The 18,409-nt window shown below is 64.4% G+C and carries 17 protein-coding genes; 4 read left to right on the top strand and 13 right to left on the bottom strand.

The genetic code is table 11. From position 1 onward, the window contains the following. Positions 1 to 29 precede the first annotated feature (29 nt). Positions 30 to 785, bottom strand: coding sequence for a TSUP family transporter (locus tag GTZ99_RS07200; RefSeq protein ID WP_161717565.1), 756 nt, complete (start codon positions 783 to 785; stop codon positions 30 to 32). 77 nt (positions 786 to 862) lie between these two features. Here GTZ99_RS07200 and tgt point away from each other — a divergent pair, with 77 nt between their 5' ends. Further along, complete coding sequence (gene tgt / locus GTZ99_RS07195; protein ID WP_161717564.1) at positions 863 to 2,005, top strand: tRNA guanosine(34) transglycosylase Tgt; 1,143 nt, start codon at positions 863 to 865, stop codon at positions 2,003 to 2,005. Between the two features lie 272 nt (positions 2,006 to 2,277). On the opposite strand, the gene rpsD is transcribed toward tgt, so the two are convergent. The 8 genes from rpsD to GTZ99_RS07155 form a co-directional block, all read right to left on the bottom strand. Then, positions 2,278 to 2,889: a 30S ribosomal protein S4 gene (gene rpsD / locus GTZ99_RS07190; RefSeq protein ID WP_161717563.1), complete on the bottom strand. Its 612-nt coding sequence runs from the start codon at positions 2,887 to 2,889 to the stop codon at positions 2,278 to 2,280. A 195-nt stretch (positions 2,890 to 3,084) separates the two neighbouring features. Next, entirely contained in the window at positions 3,085 to 3,891 is an 807-nt protein-coding gene (locus GTZ99_RS07185; protein ID WP_161717562.1) for an RNA methyltransferase, read from the bottom strand. A gap of 11 nt (positions 3,892 to 3,902) precedes the next feature. Continuing rightward, positions 3,903 to 4,418 (bottom strand): transcriptional regulator NrdR, encoded by a 516-nt coding sequence (gene nrdR, locus GTZ99_RS07180; RefSeq protein ID WP_161717561.1) that lies wholly within the window; start codon positions 4,416 to 4,418, stop codon positions 3,903 to 3,905. A gap of 53 nt (positions 4,419 to 4,471) precedes the next feature. Next, positions 4,472 to 5,788 carry a serine hydroxymethyltransferase gene (glyA, locus tag GTZ99_RS07175; RefSeq protein ID WP_161717560.1) on the bottom strand — a complete coding sequence of 439 codons (1,317 nt, stop codon included), beginning with the start codon at positions 5,786 to 5,788 and terminating at the stop codon, positions 4,472 to 4,474. A gap of 23 nt (positions 5,789 to 5,811) precedes the next feature. Further along, a complete protein-coding gene (rpiB, locus tag GTZ99_RS07170) occupies positions 5,812 to 6,249 on the bottom strand; it encodes a ribose 5-phosphate isomerase B (protein ID WP_161717559.1) in 438 nt (145 codons plus the stop codon). Between the two features lie 280 nt (positions 6,250 to 6,529). Continuing rightward, the gene (gene rpoD / locus GTZ99_RS07165) at positions 6,530 to 8,560 is read right to left on the bottom strand and encodes an RNA polymerase sigma factor RpoD (protein ID WP_161717558.1); all 2,031 of its coding nucleotides are present in this window, start codon (positions 8,558 to 8,560) and stop codon (positions 6,530 to 6,532) included. A gap of 11 nt (positions 8,561 to 8,571) precedes the next feature. After that, entirely contained in the window at positions 8,572 to 10,494 is a 1,923-nt protein-coding gene (dnaG, locus tag GTZ99_RS07160) for a DNA primase (protein WP_161717557.1), read from the bottom strand. Beyond that, positions 10,494 to 10,946 carry a GatB/YqeY domain-containing protein gene (locus GTZ99_RS07155; protein WP_161717556.1) on the bottom strand — a complete coding sequence of 151 codons (453 nt, stop codon included), beginning with the start codon at positions 10,944 to 10,946 and terminating at the stop codon, positions 10,494 to 10,496. Before GTZ99_RS07155 ends, dnaG begins: the two co-directional genes overlap by 1 nt. 181 nt (positions 10,947 to 11,127) lie before the next feature. Here GTZ99_RS07155 and carA point away from each other — a divergent pair, with 181 nt between their 5' ends. The 3 genes from carA to greA all read left to right on the top strand — a co-directional run bounded on the left by carA (position 11,128) and on the right by greA (position 16,200). Then, on the top strand, positions 11,128 to 12,294 hold the full coding sequence (gene carA / locus GTZ99_RS07150; protein WP_161717555.1) for a glutamine-hydrolyzing carbamoyl-phosphate synthase small subunit: 1,167 nt from the start codon (positions 11,128 to 11,130) through the stop codon (positions 12,292 to 12,294). Continuing rightward, entirely contained in the window at positions 12,294 to 15,617 is a 3,324-nt protein-coding gene (carB, locus tag GTZ99_RS07145; RefSeq protein WP_161717554.1) for a carbamoyl-phosphate synthase large subunit, read from the top strand. Before carA ends, carB begins: the two co-directional genes overlap by 1 nt. A gap of 106 nt (positions 15,618 to 15,723) precedes the next feature. After that, positions 15,724 to 16,200, top strand: coding sequence for a transcription elongation factor GreA (greA, locus tag GTZ99_RS07140; protein WP_161717553.1), 477 nt, complete (start codon positions 15,724 to 15,726; stop codon positions 16,198 to 16,200). Between the two features lie 185 nt (positions 16,201 to 16,385). Here the strand turns inward: greA and GTZ99_RS07135 are convergent, their stop codons facing one another. The 4 genes from GTZ99_RS07135 to GTZ99_RS07120 form a co-directional block, all read right to left on the bottom strand. Next, positions 16,386 to 16,610: a DUF4170 domain-containing protein gene (locus tag GTZ99_RS07135; protein WP_161717552.1), complete on the bottom strand. Its 225-nt coding sequence runs from the start codon at positions 16,608 to 16,610 to the stop codon at positions 16,386 to 16,388. A 142-nt stretch (positions 16,611 to 16,752) separates the two neighbouring features. Further along, the gene (locus tag GTZ99_RS07130; RefSeq protein WP_161717551.1) at positions 16,753 to 17,127 is read right to left on the bottom strand and encodes a hypothetical protein; all 375 of its coding nucleotides are present in this window, start codon (positions 17,125 to 17,127) and stop codon (positions 16,753 to 16,755) included. Positions 17,128 to 17,131: 4 nt separating this feature from the next. Further along, complete coding sequence (locus GTZ99_RS07125) at positions 17,132 to 17,614, bottom strand: phage holin family protein (RefSeq protein WP_161717550.1); 483 nt, start codon at positions 17,612 to 17,614, stop codon at positions 17,132 to 17,134. A gap of 138 nt (positions 17,615 to 17,752) precedes the next feature. Then, positions 17,753 to 18,307: a hypothetical protein gene (locus tag GTZ99_RS07120; protein WP_161717549.1), complete on the bottom strand. Its 555-nt coding sequence runs from the start codon at positions 18,305 to 18,307 to the stop codon at positions 17,753 to 17,755. Positions 18,308 to 18,409 lie beyond the last annotated feature (102 nt).

Below are 18,409 nucleotides of genomic sequence, written 5' to 3'. Positions count from 1 at the left end.
ACTGGCGGGGAGGGGCGATGCCCCAAGCCTTAGCCGTGGAACCAGCCCCACAGCAGCCGCGCCGTCATCCCCAGCGAGCAGGTCACCAGCAGCGGGCGGATCACCTTTGCCCCGAACCGCGTGGCGGTATGCGCGCCGATCCAGTTGCCCAGCATCGCGCCCGCCCCCATGCACAGGCCCAGCGTCCACAGCACCTTGCCGCCCAGCCCGAACACCAGAATGCTGGCGATATTGCTGGTGACGTTCAGCAATTTGGTCAGCCCGGTGGCCCGCGTCAGCCCCAGCCCGCGCAATGACACCAGCGAGGTGGCATAGAACTGTCCCGCGCCCGGCCCAAAGAACCCATCGTAAAAGCCCAGCAAGCCACCGACCGGGCGGTAGGTCTTTTCGGACAGGATGGCATGGGCGTCATGGTCGCTCATCCGCGGGGACACCAGCGTATAGACCGACACCGCCATCAACAGCACCGGCACGATCAGCATCAGCGTGCCGGGCGAAAAGCGCTGGATCACCAGCGCGCCCGCCGCCGCCCCGGCAAAGACAAAGGCCACCACCCACAGGTTGGGCCGCAATTCGAACAGGCCCGCGCGCCAATATTTATAGGCCGCCATCGCCGTGCCACAGCCCGACTGCACCTTGTTCGTGCCCAGCAGCATCTGTGGCGGCACCCCGGCATAGATCAGCGTCGGCATCATCAACAGCCCGCCGCCCCCCGCCACCGAGTCAATGAAGCCTGTCAGCACCGCCATCGCGGTGAGCGCCGGATATACCCAAGTCTCGACCATTTGCGCGCCATGCCGAATGCGCCTATGGGCTGCAACCGCTTTTGCCCGTTTGTGGGCTTTCTGACAGGCTTTTCATCGTGACCCGTTTCCCCGACACCCGTTTCGCCTTTTCGATTGCCGCCCGCGATGGGCGCGCGCGCACCGGCGCCATCCGCATGCACCGGGGCGAGATCCGCACCCCCGCCTTCATGCCGGTGGGCACCGCCGCCACGGTCAAGGCGATGAAGCCGGAAACCGTGCGGGCAACGGGCGCGGACATCATTCTGGGCAACACCTATCACCTGATGCTGCGCCCCGGCGCAGAGCGGGTGGCGCGGTTGGGGGGCTTGCACAAGTTCATGAACTGGGACCGCCCGATCCTGACCGACAGTGGTGGCTATCAGGTGATGAGCCTGTCGGACCTGCGCAAGATCACCGAGGAAGGCGTCAAATTCGCCAGCCACATCGACGGATCGCGCCACATGCTGACGCCCGAGCGCAGCATGGAAATCCAGCGCCTGCTGGGCAGCGACATCGTCATGGCCTTTGACGAATGCCCCCGCGCCGATCAGGGCAAGGAGGTGATCGAGCGGTCCATGCTGATGTCGATGCGCTGGGCCAAGCGTTCGCGTGACGGCTTTGACGCGGGGGGTGAACATGCCGAACGCTCGGCGCTGTTTGGCATTCAGCAGGGCGCCCTGCACGAGGATCTGCGCCGCATTTCCGCCGAAAAGCTGATGGAGATCGGCTTTGACGGCTATGCCATCGGCGGTCTGGCGGTGGGCGAAGGGCAGGAGGCGATGTTCGCCACGCTGGACTTCGCGCCCGAGATGCTGCCCGATGACCGCCCGCGCTACCTGATGGGCGTGGGCAAGCCTGACGATCTGGTGGGCGCTGTGGAGCGGGGCGTCGACATGTTCGACTGTGTGCTGCCCAGCCGGTCAGGCCGCAACGGGCAGGCGTTTACGTGGAACGGCCCGCTCAACATCCGCAACGCCCGCTTTGCCGAGGACACCGGCCCGCTGGACGAGCGTTGCTCGTGCAGCGTGTGTGCCACCTATTCCCGCGCCTATCTGCACCACCTGAACAAGGCGGGCGAGATCCTGGGCATGATGCTGATGACCGAACACAATCTGGCGTTCTATCAGCAGTTGATGGCCGGGATGCGTGCCGCCATCGCCGAGGGCCGGTTTGCCGCGTTCGCAGGGGATTTCCGCGCGCGGTATTACGCGGGGGTTTGAGAGGCAGGGGAGGGCAAGATGATGCGAGGGACTAGTCCCTCGCGCTCCCATTAACTGGCGGCGGTTGTGCGGGCCGGCTGCGTTGGCATGACGTGGCACCGCCGGAGGCTGCAAAAGCCTGCGGCGTGGCGATCGAGCGCGTGCCCAGTATCGGGATTGCAAAGGGCCGCCGCCCTTTGCCCGCCGGAGGCACCTTTCCTTCAATCCCAAAAACAAAAAAGGCGGCAGCCGAAGCCACCGCCTTTCCTGAAACCTTGGAATAGGCCCAAAACTTAGCGCGAATAGAATTCGACGACCAGGTTCGGTTCCATCTTCACCGGATAGGGCACTTCGTCCAGCGTGGGGACGCGGACATAGGTGACCTTGTCGCCATCGGCGGCAACGTAATCGGGGACTTCACGCTCGGGCAGGGCCTGGGCTTCGGCGATCAGCGCCATTTCCTTGGCCTTGGTGCCCAGCGACACGACGTCACCGGGGCGCACGCGACGCGAAGCGATGTTGCACTTCACACCGTTCACATAGATGTGGCCGTGCGACACGATCTGGCGGGCCGAGAAGATCGTCGGGGCGAACTTCGAGCGATACACCACGGCGTCCAGACGCTGCTCCAGCAGACCGATCAGGTTCTGACCGGTGTCGCCCTTCATGCGCGAGGCTTCCTGATAGGTGGCCTTGAACTGCTTTTCGGTGATGTCGCCGTAATAGCCCTTCAGCTTCTGCTTGGCGCGCAGCTGAATGCCATAGTCTGACAGCTTGCCCTTGCGGCGCTGACCGTGCTGACCGGGGCCATACGAGCGGCGGTTCACCGAGCTCTTGGGACGGCCCCAGATGTTTTCGCCCATACGGCGGTCAATTTTATACTTCGACGACTGGCGCTTCGACACGCGTCGTTCCTTTCATTTGCTATTGGCGGGGCTGGATTGCCCCATGCCTTCGTTGGTTCCGGCGCGCACCCCCTGATGGTGTTCCTTCAGGGGCGGCCTCCGCTTCACCGGACATGCGGGGCCAATGGACATGCGGCGCGGGAACCCCACGCCGTCCTTGTGAAGGCGCGCCTTTGGCTGCCCGGTGCGGGATTGTCAAGCCCCTTCGGGCGCGTCCGTATCTGGGTTCGCCGTGGGGGCAGGTTTGGGGCGCTTGGGCGGGGCTTCACCGGGGGTGCGGGTCAGCGCCGAGAGCACGCCGCGCATGGTGCGCACCTCCAGATGGTTCCACGCCGGTTTGGTCAGCATGTTGCGCAAGGTCAGGCGCGTGGCCGCCGCGCGGGCGGGCGGAAAGAAATAGTCGCGCGGCTCCAGCAATGCCTCGAAATGGGCGATCAGCCCTTCCAGTTCGGCCTGCGGGGCAGGGGGCAACAGCTCCTCGACCGGGGGCTGTTCCAGCGTGGCGGCGGCGGTCGTGCCCTTGGACCATTCATAGGCGCACAGGATCACCGCCTGCGCCAAATTCAGCGAGCCAAACTCCGGGTTGATCGGCACGGTGACAATCGCGCGGGCCAGCGCCACGTCCTCGGTCTCCAGACCCGAACGTTCGGGGCCAAAAACCAGCGCGCTGCGGCCAAGGTTGGCGGCGGTATGCGCGTGGATCTCGCGGGCGGCTTGTTCGGGGGTGACGACCGGCTTGGTCACGCCGCGCTTGCGCACGGTGGTGGCATAGACATGGGTGCAATCAGCCACCGCATCGGCGAGGCTGTCATACACCCGCGCCTGTTCCAGCACGATGTCGGCGCCAGCGGCGGCCGGACCGGCACTGGGGTTGGGCCAGCCATCGCGCGGCGTCACCAGCCGCATCTCGACCAAGCCAAAGTTCAGCATGGCGCGGGCGGCCTTGCCGATGTTCTCGCCCAATTGCGGGCGGACCAGAACGATGACGGGCTTATCGGTCATGGCATCTCCGGTCACGACTGGCCCTTTTGCCCACTGGCATGGCTTTGCCCACTGGCATTGCCCGCTTCCTGAATGGTCGCGGCGAAATCCTCAAAATCCTTCGCCTCGGCAAAGTCGCGATAGACGCTGGCGAAACGGATATAGGCGACGCTGTCCAATTGGCGCAGGCCGTCCATCACCATTTCTCCGATGGTCTGGCTGGGCACTTCGGCCTCACCCATGGTTTCCAGTTGGCGCTGGATGCCGCTGACCAATTGGTCGATGCGTTCTTGCGGCACGGCCCGCTTGCGACAGGCCAGAGCGACCGACTGCTCGATCTTTACCCGGTCAAACGGTTCGCGGCGGGGTTCGTGGCCCGCGCCGCTGGCCTTGACCACGGTGATCTCGCGCAATTGCACGCGCTCAAAGGTGGTGAAACGCGCGCCACAGCTTTCACACTGACGCCGCCGCCGGATCGAGGTGTTGTCCTCGGTCGGGCGGCTGTCTTTGACCTGACTGGTATCATGGGCGCAAAACGGGCAGCGCATGGAAAATGGGCCTTATGGCAATGGGGAAGGGGACGCCTTCCCCATCTGCGCGATCAGTACGACAGACCCTGATAGATCGGGAAGCGGGTGCACAGTTCGGCGACTTCGGCCTCAACGCGGGCTTCGATCTGCGCGTCACCGGCTTCGCCGTTTTTGCGCAGACCATCAACCACTTGGGCGATCCACTTGCCAATCTGCGTGAACTCGGCCTCGCCAAAACCGCGGGTCGTGGCGGCAGGAGCCCCCAGACGGATGCCGCTGGTCAGCGCGGGCTTCTCGCTGTCAAAGGGAATGTTGTTCTTGTTGCAGGTCATCGCCGCGCGGTCCAGCGCATGCTCGGCATGCTTGCCCTTGGCGCCATAGGGGCGCAGGTCGACCAGCATCAGGTGGTTGTCGGTGCCGCCCGAAACGATGTCCAGCCCTTCGGCCTTCAGGCTTTCGGCCAGCGCGTGGGCGTTGGCCTTGACCTGACGGGCATAGGCCTTGAACTCGGGCGTCATCGCCTCGGCAAAGGCAACAGCCTTGGCGGCGATGATGTGCATCAGCGGGCCGCCCTGCAGGCCGGGGAAGATCGCGCTGTTCAGCTTCTTGGCGATGGCTTCATCGTTCGACAGGATGATGCCCGAACGGGGGCCGCGCAGCGACTTGTGCGTGGTGGTGGTGGTGACATGGGCGTGCGGCACCGGCGAGGGATGCACGCCGCCCGCGACCAGACCCGAAAAGTGGCTCATGTCGGCCAGCAGGAACGCGCCCACTTCATCGGCGATCTCGCGGAAACGCTTGAAGTCCCACTCACGCGAATAGGCCGTGCCGCCGCAGATGATCAGCTTGGGCTTGTTCGCGCGGGCGATGTCGGCGACCTGATCCATGTCGATGCGCTGGGTGTCCTCGCGCACGCCATAGGGGATCGGCTGGAACCACTTGCCGCTCATGTTCACCGGGCTGCCATGCGTCAGGTGGCCACCGGCCGACAGGTCCAGACCCATGAAGCTGTCGCCCGGCTGCAGCAGCGCCAGGAACACCGCCTGGTTCATCTGGCTGCCCGAATTGGGCTGAACATTGGCGAATTGGGCGCCAAACAGCGCCTTGGCGCGGTCGATGGCGATCTGCTCGATCTCGTCCACAAATTCGCAACCGCCGTAATAGCGGCGGCCGGGATAGCCCTCGGCATATTTGTTGGTCAGGATCGAACCGGCCGCTTCCAGCACCGCCTTCGAACAGATGTTCTCGGAGGCGATCAATTCGATCTTGTCGCGCTGACGGCCCAGTTCCTTGTTGATCCAGCCAGCGATGGCGGGATCACGCTCGGCCAGACCAGCCGTAAAGAAGCCTTGCGGACGAACGGCCGTCGGGGTCGCGGTGTCGGTCATGGGGTATCTCCTTTGGGGCTGGTTCAGATTGCGGGGTTGGACAGCTTTTCGACGCGGCCAGCATGGCGGCCACCGCCGAAATCGGTCGAAAGAAAGGCGTCAAGGCAGGCCTTGGCCATGTCGGGGCCGGTCAGGCGCGCGCCCATGGCGATGACATTGGCGTCATTGTGCTCACGCGACAGGGCGGCCGACAGCGGCTCACCCACCAGCGCGCAGCGGCAGGCCGGGTTGCGGTTGACCGCCACGGAAATGCCGATACCACTGCCGCACAGGGCCACGCCGCGCTCCGCCGCGCCGGACGCCACGGCATGGGCCAGCTTGTAGCCATAGTCGGGGTAGTCCACGCGGTCTTCGCTCATCGGGCCCAGATCGTCCACCTCATGGCCAGCGGCGCGCAGATATTCGGCGAGTTCCGCCTTGAGCGCGACAGCGGCATGGTCCGAGGCAATGGCAATCTTCATTTCACGCACCTTTCTGGCGGCGGCCCGGCGGCGCAAATCGGGGCAGGCGCAGGGGGCAGCGGGCGAATCAGGTCTAGGGGGCGGGCCTGTACTACGGATAGAGACAGAATCGCAAGGACGCCCCCATAGGCTGTGTCTGCCCGCCTTGCCAGTGCCCAAGCGGGTATAAATTGCACCCGTTTGCGTTTTATCCCGCGGGGCGGGGCGTCAGGCCGGATGGGCCCAAGAAAAAGGGGGCGGTGGTGGCCGCCCCCTTTGGTTCTTTTGCGCTGTGGCTCGCTTACTGGTCCAGGAACGAGCGCATCTTGCGGCTGCGGCTGGGGTGCTTCAACTTGCGCAGTGCCTTCGCCTCGATCTGGCGGATACGTTCGCGCGTCACGCTGAACTGCTGGCCCACTTCCTCCAGCGTGTGATCGGTGTTCATGCCGATGCCAAAACGCATGCGCAGCACGCGCTCCTCACGCGGGGTCAGGCTGGCCAGCACGCGGGTGACCGTTTCCTTCAGGTTGGACTGGATCGCCGCATCCACCGGGATGATGGCGTTCTTGTCCTCGATGAAGTCGCCCAGATGGCTGTCTTCCTCGTCGCCAATCGGCGTTTCAAGGGAGATCGGCTCCTTGGCGATCTTCATCACCTTGCGCACCTTTTCGAGCGGCATGCTCAGCCGCTCGGCCATTTCCTCGGGCGTTGGCTCGCGGCCCTGCTCGTGCAGGAACTGGCGGCTGGTGCGCACCAGCTTGTTGATCGTCTCGATCATGTGGACAGGGATACGGATCGTGCGCGCCTGATCAGCGATCGAACGGGTGATGGCCTGACGGATCCACCACGTCGCATAGGTGCTGAACTTGTAGCCGCGACGATACTCGAACTTGTCCACCGCCTTCATCAGGCCGATGTTGCCTTCCTGAATAAGATCAAGGAATTGCAGGCCACGGTTGGTGTATTTCTTGGCGATCGAGATCACCAGGCGCAGGTTGGCTTCCACCATTTCCTTCTTGGCGATGCGCGCCTCGCGCTCACCCTTTTGCACCATGTTGACGATGCGGCGGAATTCGGGAAGCGACATGCCGGTCTGGCTGGCGATATCCGACACCTCGGTGCGGATGCGTTCGACGGCTTCGGCCTCGTTGGCGGCGAAATTGGCCCATTTCTTGTCGCGCTTGGCGACCGAGGCCAGCCACGCATCGTCCAGCTCACGCCCGACATAGCAGTCCAGGAAGTCCTTGCGCGACACCTTGTGGCGTTCGGCCAGACGCAGCATCTGGCCGCCCAGCGCCGTCAGGCGGCGGTTGAAGGCATACAGGTTGTCGACCAGATATTCGATCTTGGTCGCGTGGAACTGCACGCTTTCGACCTGCGCGGTCAGATCCTCGCGCAGCTTTTGATAGGCTGTTTCCTTGGCCGCCGGATAGTCATTGCCCAGCGACATGAAATCGAGCCGTTCGGCCTGCGCCTTTTCGAACTCGCGGAACAGGTTGGTGATATAGGCGAACTTCTCCAGCGCCTCGGGCTTGAGCTGGGCCTCCATCTGGGCGAGGGAAAGGGTGTTGTCCTCCTCCTCTTCCTCCACCGGGCGGCGGGCGCGGCGCTCGATGCCGTCCTCATCCTCGTCACCGTCGGCGGATTCCTCCTCCTCGATGTCGTCCTCTTCCTTGAAGCTGGGGCCGGCGGTGGCCTCGCTGATCTCGCCGTCCTCGTCCTCACCGTCCTCGGACAGGTTTTCGGGCTGCGGCTCCTTGGACAGCATGGCGTCCAGATCCAGGATCTCGCGCAGCTGCATTTCGCCCGCGTTCAGCGCCTCGGACCACTGGATGATGGCGTGGAAGGTGATCGGGCTTTCGCACAAGCCCAGGATCATCGTGTCGCGGCCAGCCTCGATGCGCTTGGCGATGGCGATTTCGCCCTCGCGGCTCAACAGCTCAACCGCGCCCATCTCGCGCAGATACATGCGCACCGGGTCATCGGTACGCTCGATGGTTTCCTTCTTCTTTTCGACGGCGGGCCGATCGGCCAGCATCGAATCGGAATCATCGACATCGTCGGCGCTGGAGTCGTCGGCTTCCTGCGCGTCTTCATCGCTTTCCACGATGTTGACGCCCATTTCGCTGATCGCGGCCATGATGTCCTCGATCTGCTCCGAGGTCATCTGGTCCTGCGGCAAGGCCTCGTTCAGCTCGTCATAGGTGATGATGCCGCGGCGCTTGGCGCGGGCGATCAGCTTCTTGATCGAAGCCTCGTTCAGATCGATCAGCGGCGCATCGCCACCCTCACGTTCGGAAGCCCCATCAGCGCCAGAAATCTCTTCGTCCATTATTCCGCCATCTAGTTGGGCGCGCCATCCGCGGATGCGGTGTCGCTGCTGTCGGTGGTTGCGGCCATTTGGCCGAGTCGCGCCTTCAAATCCAGTTCTGTTTTTTTCAAATCGTCCAGTCTTTGCCGCAGACGGTTATGTTCCGCCTCCGCTTGCTCGGTCAACTCGGCCTCGTATCGGGCCATGGCGCGGGCCTTGGCGGCGGTAACGGCCGGGATTTCGGCCAGCACGGTGACCACATCGGCCAGATCGGCCTGCGCAGTGTCGCCATCGTCTGACAGAAACGAGAAGTGCATGCCGCGTGGCGCCTCCGTTGATGGCAAGCTTAAACCTTCATGCGCGAATATGGTGGCAATCGCCTGCGAATCAAGCCCCTCTGCGTCATGGGAATGATCCAGCAACAGATCAATACGCGGATCTTCGGGCGCAAGGCGGGTCAGACGCTCGGCGTGGAAGGCGATCTGGCGTGGCATGCGCACCAGTCCGGCGACCAGCGCGTCGAGCGCGGCGCGTCGAAATCCCGCGCCCGGCGGCAGGGCGGCCAGCGCCGCCGTTTCGGGCAAGGGGCGGGGCGGGGGGATGTCGCGGCCAAAACGGCCCCTCTGTCCACCACCGCGCTGTCCGCCGGCAAAGGGCGCGCGGGGCTGGAAGGCGGGGGCTTCGCGCCGGGGAAAGGCGAAATCGGAAAAGCGGTCCAGCAGTTCGCGCCGGTACATCGCCTTGATGTCTTGATCGGCGATGGTGTCGACATGGGCCATCAGGCGGGCCTTCAGGCCGGCCTTGGCTTCGGGGCTGTCGGTGGGCGAGGCATCGCGTTCATGCGCCCACAATATGTCGATCAGGCTGTCGGTCTGCTCCAGCGCCTGCGCCATGGCCTTGGGCCCTTGCGCCTTGATCAGCTCGTCCGGGTCCAGCCCATTGGCCATGCGCAGGATGCGGAGCGTATGGCCGGGGCGCAGCAGCGGCAGGGCGCGGGTGATCGCCCGCATCGCCGCCCTTTGCCCCGCCGCGTCCCCGTCAAAGCACAGGATCGGCACCTCGACCTGCCGCCACAACAGCTCGATCTGCATTTCGGTCAGCGCCGTGCCCATCGGCGCCACGGCATCGTGAAACCCGGCGGCGGCCAGCGCGATCACGTCCATATAGCCTTCGACCACGACCACCCGCCCGCTTTTGCGTGAGGCCGGGCTGGCGCGGTGCAGGTTGTAGAGCGTGCGCCCCTTGTCAAATAGCGGCGTGTCGGGGGAGTTGAGATATTTGGGCGCGTCGCTCTTGCCCGATTGCAGGATGCGCCCGCCAAAGCCGATCACCCGCCCGCGCGCGTCCTGAATGGGCAGCATCAACCGCCCCCGGAACCGGTCATAGGGCTCCTTATCGTCCACCACGATCCGCAGGCCCGCCTCGATCAGCATGGCTTCGGGGAACTGGGCAAGCGCGCCCTTCAACGCCTGCCGCCCCTCTGGCGCATAGCCAAAGCCGAATTCGCGGGCGACGGCGGGCGAAAACCCGCGCGAGGCCAAATAGGTGCGAGCCTGAGCGCCCTCGTCGCTGGCCAGTTGCGCGACGAACCAGTCCTGCGCCGCCTGCGTCACATCATGCAGCGTCTTGGCCTTTTCGGCGCGCTGGGCGGCGCGGGGGTCGGGGGCGGGCATCTCCATCCCCGCCTCCTCGGCCAATTGCTTGACCGCATCCATGAAGGACAGCCCGCGCTGATCCGTCATCCAGCGGATCACATCGCCATGCGCCCCACAGCCAAAGCAGTGGTAAAAGCCCTTCTCGTCATTGACGTAAAAGCTGGGCGTTTTCTCGTTGTGGAACGGGCAACAGCCGCGAAACTCGCGCCCCGCCTTCTGGATGCGGGTTGTGCGCCCGACCACGCCCGACAGCGTGATGCGGGTGCGCAACTCGTCCAGCCATTGGGGCGTGAGGCTCATTACGCCAGCGCCGCCTTTACCAGCGCGCTGGCCTTGCTCATGTCGATCTGCGTGCCATGCTTGGCCTTCAGCGCGGCGATGACCTTGCCCATGTCCTTGGGTCCGGCAGCGCCCACCTCGGCCTTGATCGCCTCGATCGCGGCCTTGACCTCGTCCTCTCCCATCTGCGCGGGCAGGAAGTCCTCGATCACGGCCACCTCGGCAGCCTCAACCGCGGCCAGTTCGGGGCGGCCACCCTGTTCATACATGGCGATGGATTCGCGGCGCTGCTTGACCATCTTTTGCAGCACGTCGGTGACGATGGTGTCGTCATCGGGGATATTGGCGGCGGTGCGCAGCTCGATATCCTTGTCCTTCAGCTTGGCCAGGATCAGGCGGACAGCGGCAAGGCGGGCCTTGTCGCCCGACTTCATGGCGGCCACCTGCGCGGCCTTGATCGAATCGCGGATCATTATTGCGGTCTTTCCCTGTGGAATGGGGTTGCTCATTGCGGGCGCGACGCGCCGCGCGACAGAGGGGCGAAAGACCTTAGCGGGGATTTTCACCTTTTCCTAGGTTGACGTATCGGTCACATAGGTCTAGCGGGCGGGCCTTAGCACACATTACCAAAACCCTTACAACGGAGCGCCCCCTATGGCAGACCCCGCCTTTTCGCTTGCGCCTAAACCTTCTGGCGCCACCGCAGTTCTGGTGTTGAGCGATGGGCATGTGGCGTGGGGGCGCGGATTTGGCGCCACCGGCAATGCCGTGGGCGAAGTGTGCTTCAACACCTCGATCACCGGCTATCAGGAGATCATGACTGATCCCTCCTATGCCGGTCAGGTTGTGACCTTCACCTTTCCGCATGTCGGCAATGTCGGCGTGAATGCCGAGGACAACGAGGCCGCCGTCGATGGCGCCGTTGGCTGCATCGTGCGCGAGGATGTGACGGCCCCGTCCAACTTCCGCAGCGAGGGCACCTTTGACGCCTGGATGAAGGCCAAGGGCAAGATCGGCATCGCAGGTCTCGACACCCGCGCGCTGACCCGCCGCATCCGCCTGTCGGGCGCGCCCAACGCGGTGATCGCGCATGATCCCGATGGCAACTTTGACCTCGACGCCCTGTTGGCCAAGGCCAAGGCGTGGCCGGGTCTGGTCGGCATGGATCTGGCCAAGCAGGTGACGCGCAGCGCCCAAGAAGGCTGGGAAGGCGGCATCTGGACGCTGGGCAAGGGTTATGGCCGTTCGCCCCACGACACCCGCCCGCATGTCGTCGCCATGGATTTTGGCGCCAAGGACAACATTTTCCGCAATCTGGTGCAGGCCGGGGCGCGGGTGACGGTGGTTCCCGCCGAAACCTCGCTGGAAACGATCCTCTCGCTCCAGCCCGACGGCGTGTTCCTGTCGAACGGCCCCGGTGACCCGGCCGCCACCGGCAAATATGCCGTGCCGGTGATCCGCGCGCTGCTGGATCAGGGGATGCCGCTGTTTGGCATTTGTCTGGGCCATCAGATGCTGGCGCTGGCCGCTGGCGCGCAGACGATCAAGATGCATCAGGGCCACAGAGGCGCCAACCACCCGGTCAAGCGCACCGCCGAGGGCGTGGTGGAAATCACAAGCATGAACCACGGTTTCGCGGTCGACGCGGCGACCCTGCCGGACGGCGTGGTCGAAACCCACGTCAGCCTGTTCGACGGCAGCAATTGCGGCATCGAAATCACCGGCAAAAAGGCTTTCTCGGTCCAGTACCACCCCGAAGCCTCGCCCGGCCCGCAAGACAGCTTCTATCTGTTCACGAAATTCATTGAGAGCCTCGCCTGATGCCCAAGCGCACTGACATCTCGTCGATCCTCGTCATTGGCGCGGGTCCCATCATCATCGGTCAGGCTTGCGAGTTCGACTATTCGGGCACGCAGGCGATCAAGGCGTTGAAGGAAGAGGGCTACCGGGTGATCCTGGTGAACTCGAACCCCGCCACGATCATGACCGATCCGGACATGGCCGATGCGACCTATATCGAGCCGATCACGCCTGAAATCGTCGCCAAGATCATCGAGAAGGAGCGCCCCTGTGCGGTGCTGCCGACGATGGGTGGCCAGACCGCGCTGAACACGGCGCTGGCGCTGTTCAATGACGGCACGCTGGAAAAATACGGCGTGCAGATGATAGGCGCGGACGCCGACGCCATCGACAAGGCCGAGGACCGTCAGCGTTTCCGCGAGGCGATGGACAAGATCGGGCTGGAATCGGCCCGTTCGGGCGTGGCCCACACGGTTGAGGAAGCCTTTGCCGTGCTGGAACGCACCGGGCTGCCCTCGATCATCCGTCCCAGCTTCACGCTGGGCGGCACCGGCGGCGGCGTGGCCTATAACAAGGCCGAGTTCGAGAAGATCGTGAAAAGCGGTCTGGACGCCAGCCCCACCACCGAGGTGCTGATCGAGGAATCGCTGCTGGGCTGGAAAGAGTATGAGATGGAGGTCGTTCGGGACAAGAACGACAACTCGATCATCATCTGCTCGATCGAGAACATCGACCCGATGGGCGTCCACACGGGCGATTCGATCACTGTCGCGCCCGCGCTGACGCTGACCGACAAGGAATATCAGATCATGCGCACGGCGTCGCTGAACGTCCTGCGCGAGATTGGCGTGGAAACGGGTGGCTCGAACGTGCAGTTCGCCGTCAACCCCAAGGACGGCCGCCTGATCGTCATCGAGATGAACCCGCGCGTGTCGCGGTCCTCGGCGCTGGCGTCCAAGGCGACCGGCTTCCCGATCGCCCGCGTCGCGGCCAAGCTGGCCGTGGGCTATACGCTGGACGAGCTGACCAACGAGATCACTGGTGCCACGCCGGCCTCGTTCGAGCCGTCGATCGACTATGTCGTGACCAAGATCCCGCGCTTTGCCTTTGAAAAGTTCAAGGGGAGCGAGCCGCTGCTGTCGACCGCGATGAAGTCGGTGGGCGAGGTGATGGCGATCGGCCGCAACATCAAGGAATCGATGCAAAAGGCCCTGCGCGGGCTGGAAACCGGGCTGGACGGGTTCAACCGCGTGGTCGAGCTGGAAGGCGCGACTCGTGACGAGATCACCGCCGCCCTGTCGCGCGCCACGCCCGACCGCCTGCTGGTGGTGGCGCAGGCCTTCCGCGAAGGGTTCAGCGTCGAGGACGTCCACGCGATCACCCATTACGATCCGTGGTTCCTGCGCCATATCCATGAAATCATTGCGCAAGAGGCAAAGATCATGGACGAGGGCCTGCCCAATGACGCGGCTGGTCTGCGCGCATTGAAGGCGATGGGCTTTTCCGACCGCCGTCTGGCCACGCTGGCGGTGCGTTCGGTGCATGTCGCGGGCGGTCTGGGTGAAACCACAGCCGTGCGCAGCGGGCTGTTGCATGATGTCGTGTCGGCCATGGCGGGCGCCACGACCGAGGACGAGGTGCGCGCCCTGCGTCACCGCCTGAACGTCCATCCCGTGTTCAAGCGCATCGACAGCTGCGCGGCCGAGTTTGAGGCGGTGACGCCTTACATGTACTCGACCTATGAAGCGCCGATGTTTGGCGAGCCCGAGAACGAGGCCGCCCCGTCCGACCGCAAGAAGATCGTCATCCTTGGCGGTGGCCCGAACCGTATCGGTCAGGGGATCGAGTTCGACTATTGCTGCGTCCATGCCTGCTTCTCGCTGGCCGATGTTGGCTATGAAACGATCATGGTCAACTGCAACCCGGAAACGGTGTCGACCGACTATGACACGTCCGACCGCCTGTATTTCGAGCCGTTGACGGCCGAGGACGTGCTGGAAATCCTGCGCGTGGAACAGATGAATGGCACGCTGGTGGGCGTGATCGTGCAGTTTGGCGGGCAGACCCCGCTCAAGCTGGCGCAGGCGCTGGAGGATGCGGGCATTCCGATCCTGGGCACCAGCCCGGACGCCATCGATCTGGCCGAAGACCGCGAGCGTTTTGCCGCCTTGGTCGAGAACCTGGGCCTGAAGCAGCCGCTGAACGGCATCGCCCGCAGCCGCGACGAGGCCGTGGCCGTTGCCAGCCGCATTGGCTACCCGGTGCTGATGCGTCCCAGCTATGTGCTGGGTGGCCGCGCGATGGAAATCGTCGACAGCCAGAGCCAGCTGGACGACTACATCGCCACCGCCGTGCAGGTGTCAGGCGACAGCCCCGTGCTGATCGATCAGTATCTGCGCGATGCCATCGAATGCGACGTTGACGCGCTGTGCGACGGGGACCGCGTGGTGGTCGCCGGCGTGATGCAGCACATCGAGGAAGCGGGCATCCATTCGGGCGACAGCGCCTGCACGATCCCGCCCTATTCGCTGTCGGCCGAAATCGTCGCCGAAATGGAGCGTCAGGCCGAGGCTTTGGCCATGGCGCTGGGCGTGCGCGGGCTGATGAACGTGCAGTTCGCGGTCAAGGATGGCGAGGTGTACCTGATCGAGGTCAACCCCCGCGCCAGCCGTACCGTGCCCTTCGTCGCCAAGGCGATCGGTCAGCCGGTGGCCAAGATCGCCGCGCGCGTGATGGCGGGCGAAAAGCTGGACACCTTCCCGCCGTTCCGCCGCGAGCTGGACTATATGGCGGTCAAGGAAGCGGTGTTCCCGTTTGCCCGTTTCCCCGGCGTCGATCCGGTGCTGAGCCCCGAGATGAAGTCGACCGGCGAGGTGATGGGGCTGGACCGCGATTTCGCCACCGCCTTTGCCAAGGCGCAGCTGGGCGCGGGCACGGTTCTGCCGCGTTCGGGCGTGGTGTTCGTCTCGGTCAAGGACAGCGACAAGGGTGTCATCCTGCCCGCCGCGCAGCGCCTGACGGAACTGGGTTTCCGCCTGATCGCCACCGGCGGCACGGCCAAATATCTGGCCGAGATGGGCGTTGCCGTGGAGCGCGTGAACAAGGTGGCGGAAGGGCGTCCGCATATTGTTGACCGCATCATCGATGGCGACATCGCAATGATCATCAACACCACCGAGGGCTGGCAGAGCCTGAAGGATTCGCAAAGCATCCGTCAGGCAGCGCTGAACAACAAGGTGCCGTATTTCACCACGGCCGCCGCCAGTGTCGCCGCTTCGGAGGCGATTGCGGCGCTGGGTCGGGCAAACCTTGAAGTATGCCCGTTGCAGTCCTATTATAGCTGACCGACCACGTCCTCCCCATAGTTCGGACGGCCCCGCCCGTTGCTGGTAATCCGGCAACGGGAGAGGGGCTTGTCATTCCGGGGGAGGGAAAAAGGAAGATTGACGGATGGCAAGTGTCGAAAAGCTGCCGATGCTGGCGTATGGCTATGAAAAGCTAGCGGCCGAGCTGAAAGCGCTGCGTGAGGAGCGGCCCAAGATCGTCGACGCGATCGAGGAAGCGCGCGCCCATGGCGACCTGTCCGAAAATGCCGAATACCACTCGGCCAAGGAGCGGCAGGGGCAGGTTGAGGCGCAGATCGCCGATCTGGAAGACAAGATCAGCCGCGCTCACATCATCGATCCCACCACGCTGTCGGGCGACCGCATCGTGTTTGGCGCGACCGTCACGCTGCTGGATGATGATGACAAGCCGGTGCGTTACCAGATCGTCGGCCCGTATGAGGCGGACGCGAAACTGGGCCGGATCAGCTATAACTCGCCTTTGGGCAAGGCGCTGATCAGCAAGAAGGTCGAGGACGAGATCGAGGTGAGCGTGCCGGCTGGTGAGCGCTTCTATCTGGTGCAGAAGATCGAATTCATCTGAACCTTCGCGCACAGCGTCAGCGCATGGCGCGCTGCGATCAGGTGGAAAGAGGCGGCGATCTTCGTCGCCTTTTTTCGTTTGGGGGCAGGGGATTGCGCAGTGTTGTTCGGGCGGTTTGGCATGACCGCCCGCGACTGCCCGCATCGGTGCCGTTCACCAATGCGGGAAGCAACGGTGCTGCTGGCTTAGGCCGAAACCTGGTCCGGCTGATCCAGCAGGCGATGCAGATGCACCACCACATATTTCATTTCGGCATCGTCCACGCTGCGCTGCGCCGCGCTGCGCCATGCGTCGACCGCCGTGGCATAGTCGGGGAACACACCGACGATATCCAGCGCGTTGAGATCAACAAATTCAAGACCCTGCGGATCGCTGACGCGACCGCCCATCACCAGGTGAAGCTTCTGCATAAATGTTCCGTATATTGGGGAAGGAAACAGCACGGACATAGCATCGGCGAATGGGGCGCGGCAAGCGAATGCCGGACATGAAGATGCATAAACTGCAAACTGGTGCAAAAATCTTATGGCCCCATGCGGTGTGGCGCAGGGGTCAATCCGGGGTTTTGTCCAGCTTGGCCAGCGCTTTTTCCAGCAGGGCGCGGGCCTGGTCCAGCGCGGCGTTGACCGCTTTGGGCCGCTTGCCCTTGGCTAGCGCGTCACCCGCCTTGGCCAACAGCCGTTTGCGCACCGCCCACAGCGCCAGCGCGGTCAGCGTGCCGGCCAGAATGCCGCGCTGATCGCTGGCGATCTCCATCGCCTGATACAGCGCGTCGCGTGAACGGTCCTCGACCTCGTCGCGGATACGCTGGGTCAGCGCGCCGGGCCGCGCCAGATCGCGCAAGCCATCCACCTGTGCCGCCAAACGCCCGCGCGCGCTGTCACGCGCGGCGCGCAGAGCTTCCAGCTCCATATCCTCGCGGTTCATGGGATCAGCCTTCCGTGCCAAACAGCGCGTGGCGCAGGCGGCGCCATTGCGACCGCGCGGCCCCGACCGCCATCAGCGTGATCAGCGCCAACGCGCCCGCGACAATGGCCGTCGCCCACCACGGCCCAACGCATTGCGCCAGCCCCAGCACCGCGCCCACCACCAGCGCCATGGCGACAAAGAACAGCCCCGTCAGCGCCAGACAGCCCAGCGCCGCAATCCGCGCCGTCAGGCGGGCGGCAAGGCGCGCGCGGGCCTTTTGAAAGGCGATCTCGCTGTCCCAGGCATCGCGCGCGGAGTGGTAGAAGCTGCTGACGTCATCAGACAGCCAGCGGTGGGCATGTGCGCCATCGGCCCCCGTTGCGGGGCGGAAAAAGCGCCGCCATCCGCGCCGCGCCGCGTGTGATGTGTCGGCCGCGGCCTGGCCATCTGCGGCCTGGTCCGCCTGTGCCGCGTCATGTGGACGCGTGTCCCGCCGTTTCGGCATGCGTGTGATTGTCCCCGTGTTGCGGTAAGTGCGGCGCGCAGCCCCCTGTTCGCCGCCATGCGACGCGGCGTCAGTCCGCGTCGCGTCATGCCCGGCCGTTCCGGGCGTCACGCCATGCGCGCGCCCGGAACGGTGGTGTCAGGCCTCGTCGGTGTCGGTGTCGTCCCCGGCTTCGGGCGAACCCTTCAGCGCGCGGGCAAGGAAGAAGCCGATCACCGCCGCCGCGCCAATGGCCACGCCGGGGTGCTTCTTGATGTAATCCTTGGCCTCGGCGCCCAGTTCGGCCAGATCCTTGGACTCAAGGCCAGCGGCGGTTTCCTGCAACTGGCGCGCGGCGGTGCGGGCATAGTCGCCGTATTTGTTGCCCACCTTGTCGTCCAGCACCTCGGCGTTGTCGGCGATCAGCTTGCCAATCGCTGCCAGCGCATCGCTCGCCTTGGTCTTGCCGTCATTGGCCAGTTCCAGCGCCTTTTCCTTGACCTCGCCGCCCAGTTCGGCAGCCTTGTCCTTGGCCTGCGCCGAGAGCTGTTCGATATGGGGGGCGGCCTTTTCCTGCAGGTCCTTGGTCAGGGCGACAGCGCTGCTCTTGGCCTCGTCCAGTGCCTTGGAAAAGCGGGCCTTGGCGCCGGTCGCGGCGGCGTCAGTGGCGTCCACGGCGGTGGTCGCGGTGTCCAGCTGTTCAGTTTCGGCCATGGCAAGTGCTCCTTTCATGCAGGCTTCGACAGAGTCGATTTCGCTTATACGACGGTTACTACCGAAAAGCCTTCCTAATATGCCGCAATGCAGCTTGCTTGG

The sequence above is a fragment of the Novosphingobium ovatum genome (genome assembly GCF_009909235.1).
GTDB lineage: Bacteria > Pseudomonadota > Alphaproteobacteria > Sphingomonadales > Sphingomonadaceae > Novosphingobium > Novosphingobium ovatum.
This window is presented reverse-complemented; position numbering and strand designations above follow the sequence as displayed.

Bases quoted from the DNA above. Each gene is read 5' to 3' on its own strand.
- GTZ99_RS07155 (WP_161717556.1), bottom strand. From the start codon at position 10,946: ATGATCCGCGATTCGATCAAGGCCGCGCAGGTGGCCGCCATGAAGTCG.
- GTZ99_RS07185 (WP_161717562.1), bottom strand. From the start codon at position 3,891: ATGACCGATAAGCCCGTCATCGTTCTGGTCCGCCCGCAATTGGGCGAG.
- carA (WP_161717555.1), top strand. From the start codon at position 11,128: ATGGCAGACCCCGCCTTTTCGCTTGCGCCTAAACCTTCTGGCGCCACC.
- greA (WP_161717553.1), top strand. From the start codon at position 15,724: ATGGCAAGTGTCGAAAAGCTGCCGATGCTGGCGTATGGCTATGAAAAG.
- GTZ99_RS07130 (WP_161717551.1), bottom strand. From the start codon at position 17,127: ATGAACCGCGAGGATATGGAGCTGGAAGCTCTGCGCGCCGCGCGTGAC.
- GTZ99_RS07120 (WP_161717549.1), bottom strand. From the start codon at position 18,307: ATGGCCGAAACTGAACAGCTGGACACCGCGACCACCGCCGTGGACGCC.
- GTZ99_RS07125 (WP_161717550.1), bottom strand. From the start codon at position 17,614: ATGCCGAAACGGCGGGACACGCGTCCACATGACGCGGCACAGGCGGAC.
- dnaG (WP_161717557.1), bottom strand. From the start codon at position 10,494: ATGAGCCTCACGCCCCAATGGCTGGACGAGTTGCGCACCCGCATCACG.
- rpiB (WP_161717559.1), bottom strand. From the start codon at position 6,249: ATGAAGATTGCCATTGCCTCGGACCATGCCGCTGTCGCGCTCAAGGCG.
- rpoD (WP_161717558.1), bottom strand. From the start codon at position 8,560: ATGGACGAAGAGATTTCTGGCGCTGATGGGGCTTCCGAACGTGAGGGT.
- nrdR (WP_161717561.1), bottom strand. From the start codon at position 4,418: ATGCGCTGCCCGTTTTGCGCCCATGATACCAGTCAGGTCAAAGACAGC.
- GTZ99_RS07135 (WP_161717552.1), bottom strand. From the start codon at position 16,610: ATGCAGAAGCTTCACCTGGTGATGGGCGGTCGCGTCAGCGATCCGCAG.
- carB (WP_161717554.1), top strand. From the start codon at position 12,294: ATGCCCAAGCGCACTGACATCTCGTCGATCCTCGTCATTGGCGCGGGT.
- glyA (WP_161717560.1), bottom strand. From the start codon at position 5,788: ATGACCGACACCGCGACCCCGACGGCCGTTCGTCCGCAAGGCTTCTTT.
- GTZ99_RS07200 (WP_161717565.1), bottom strand. From the start codon at position 785: ATGGTCGAGACTTGGGTATATCCGGCGCTCACCGCGATGGCGGTGCTG.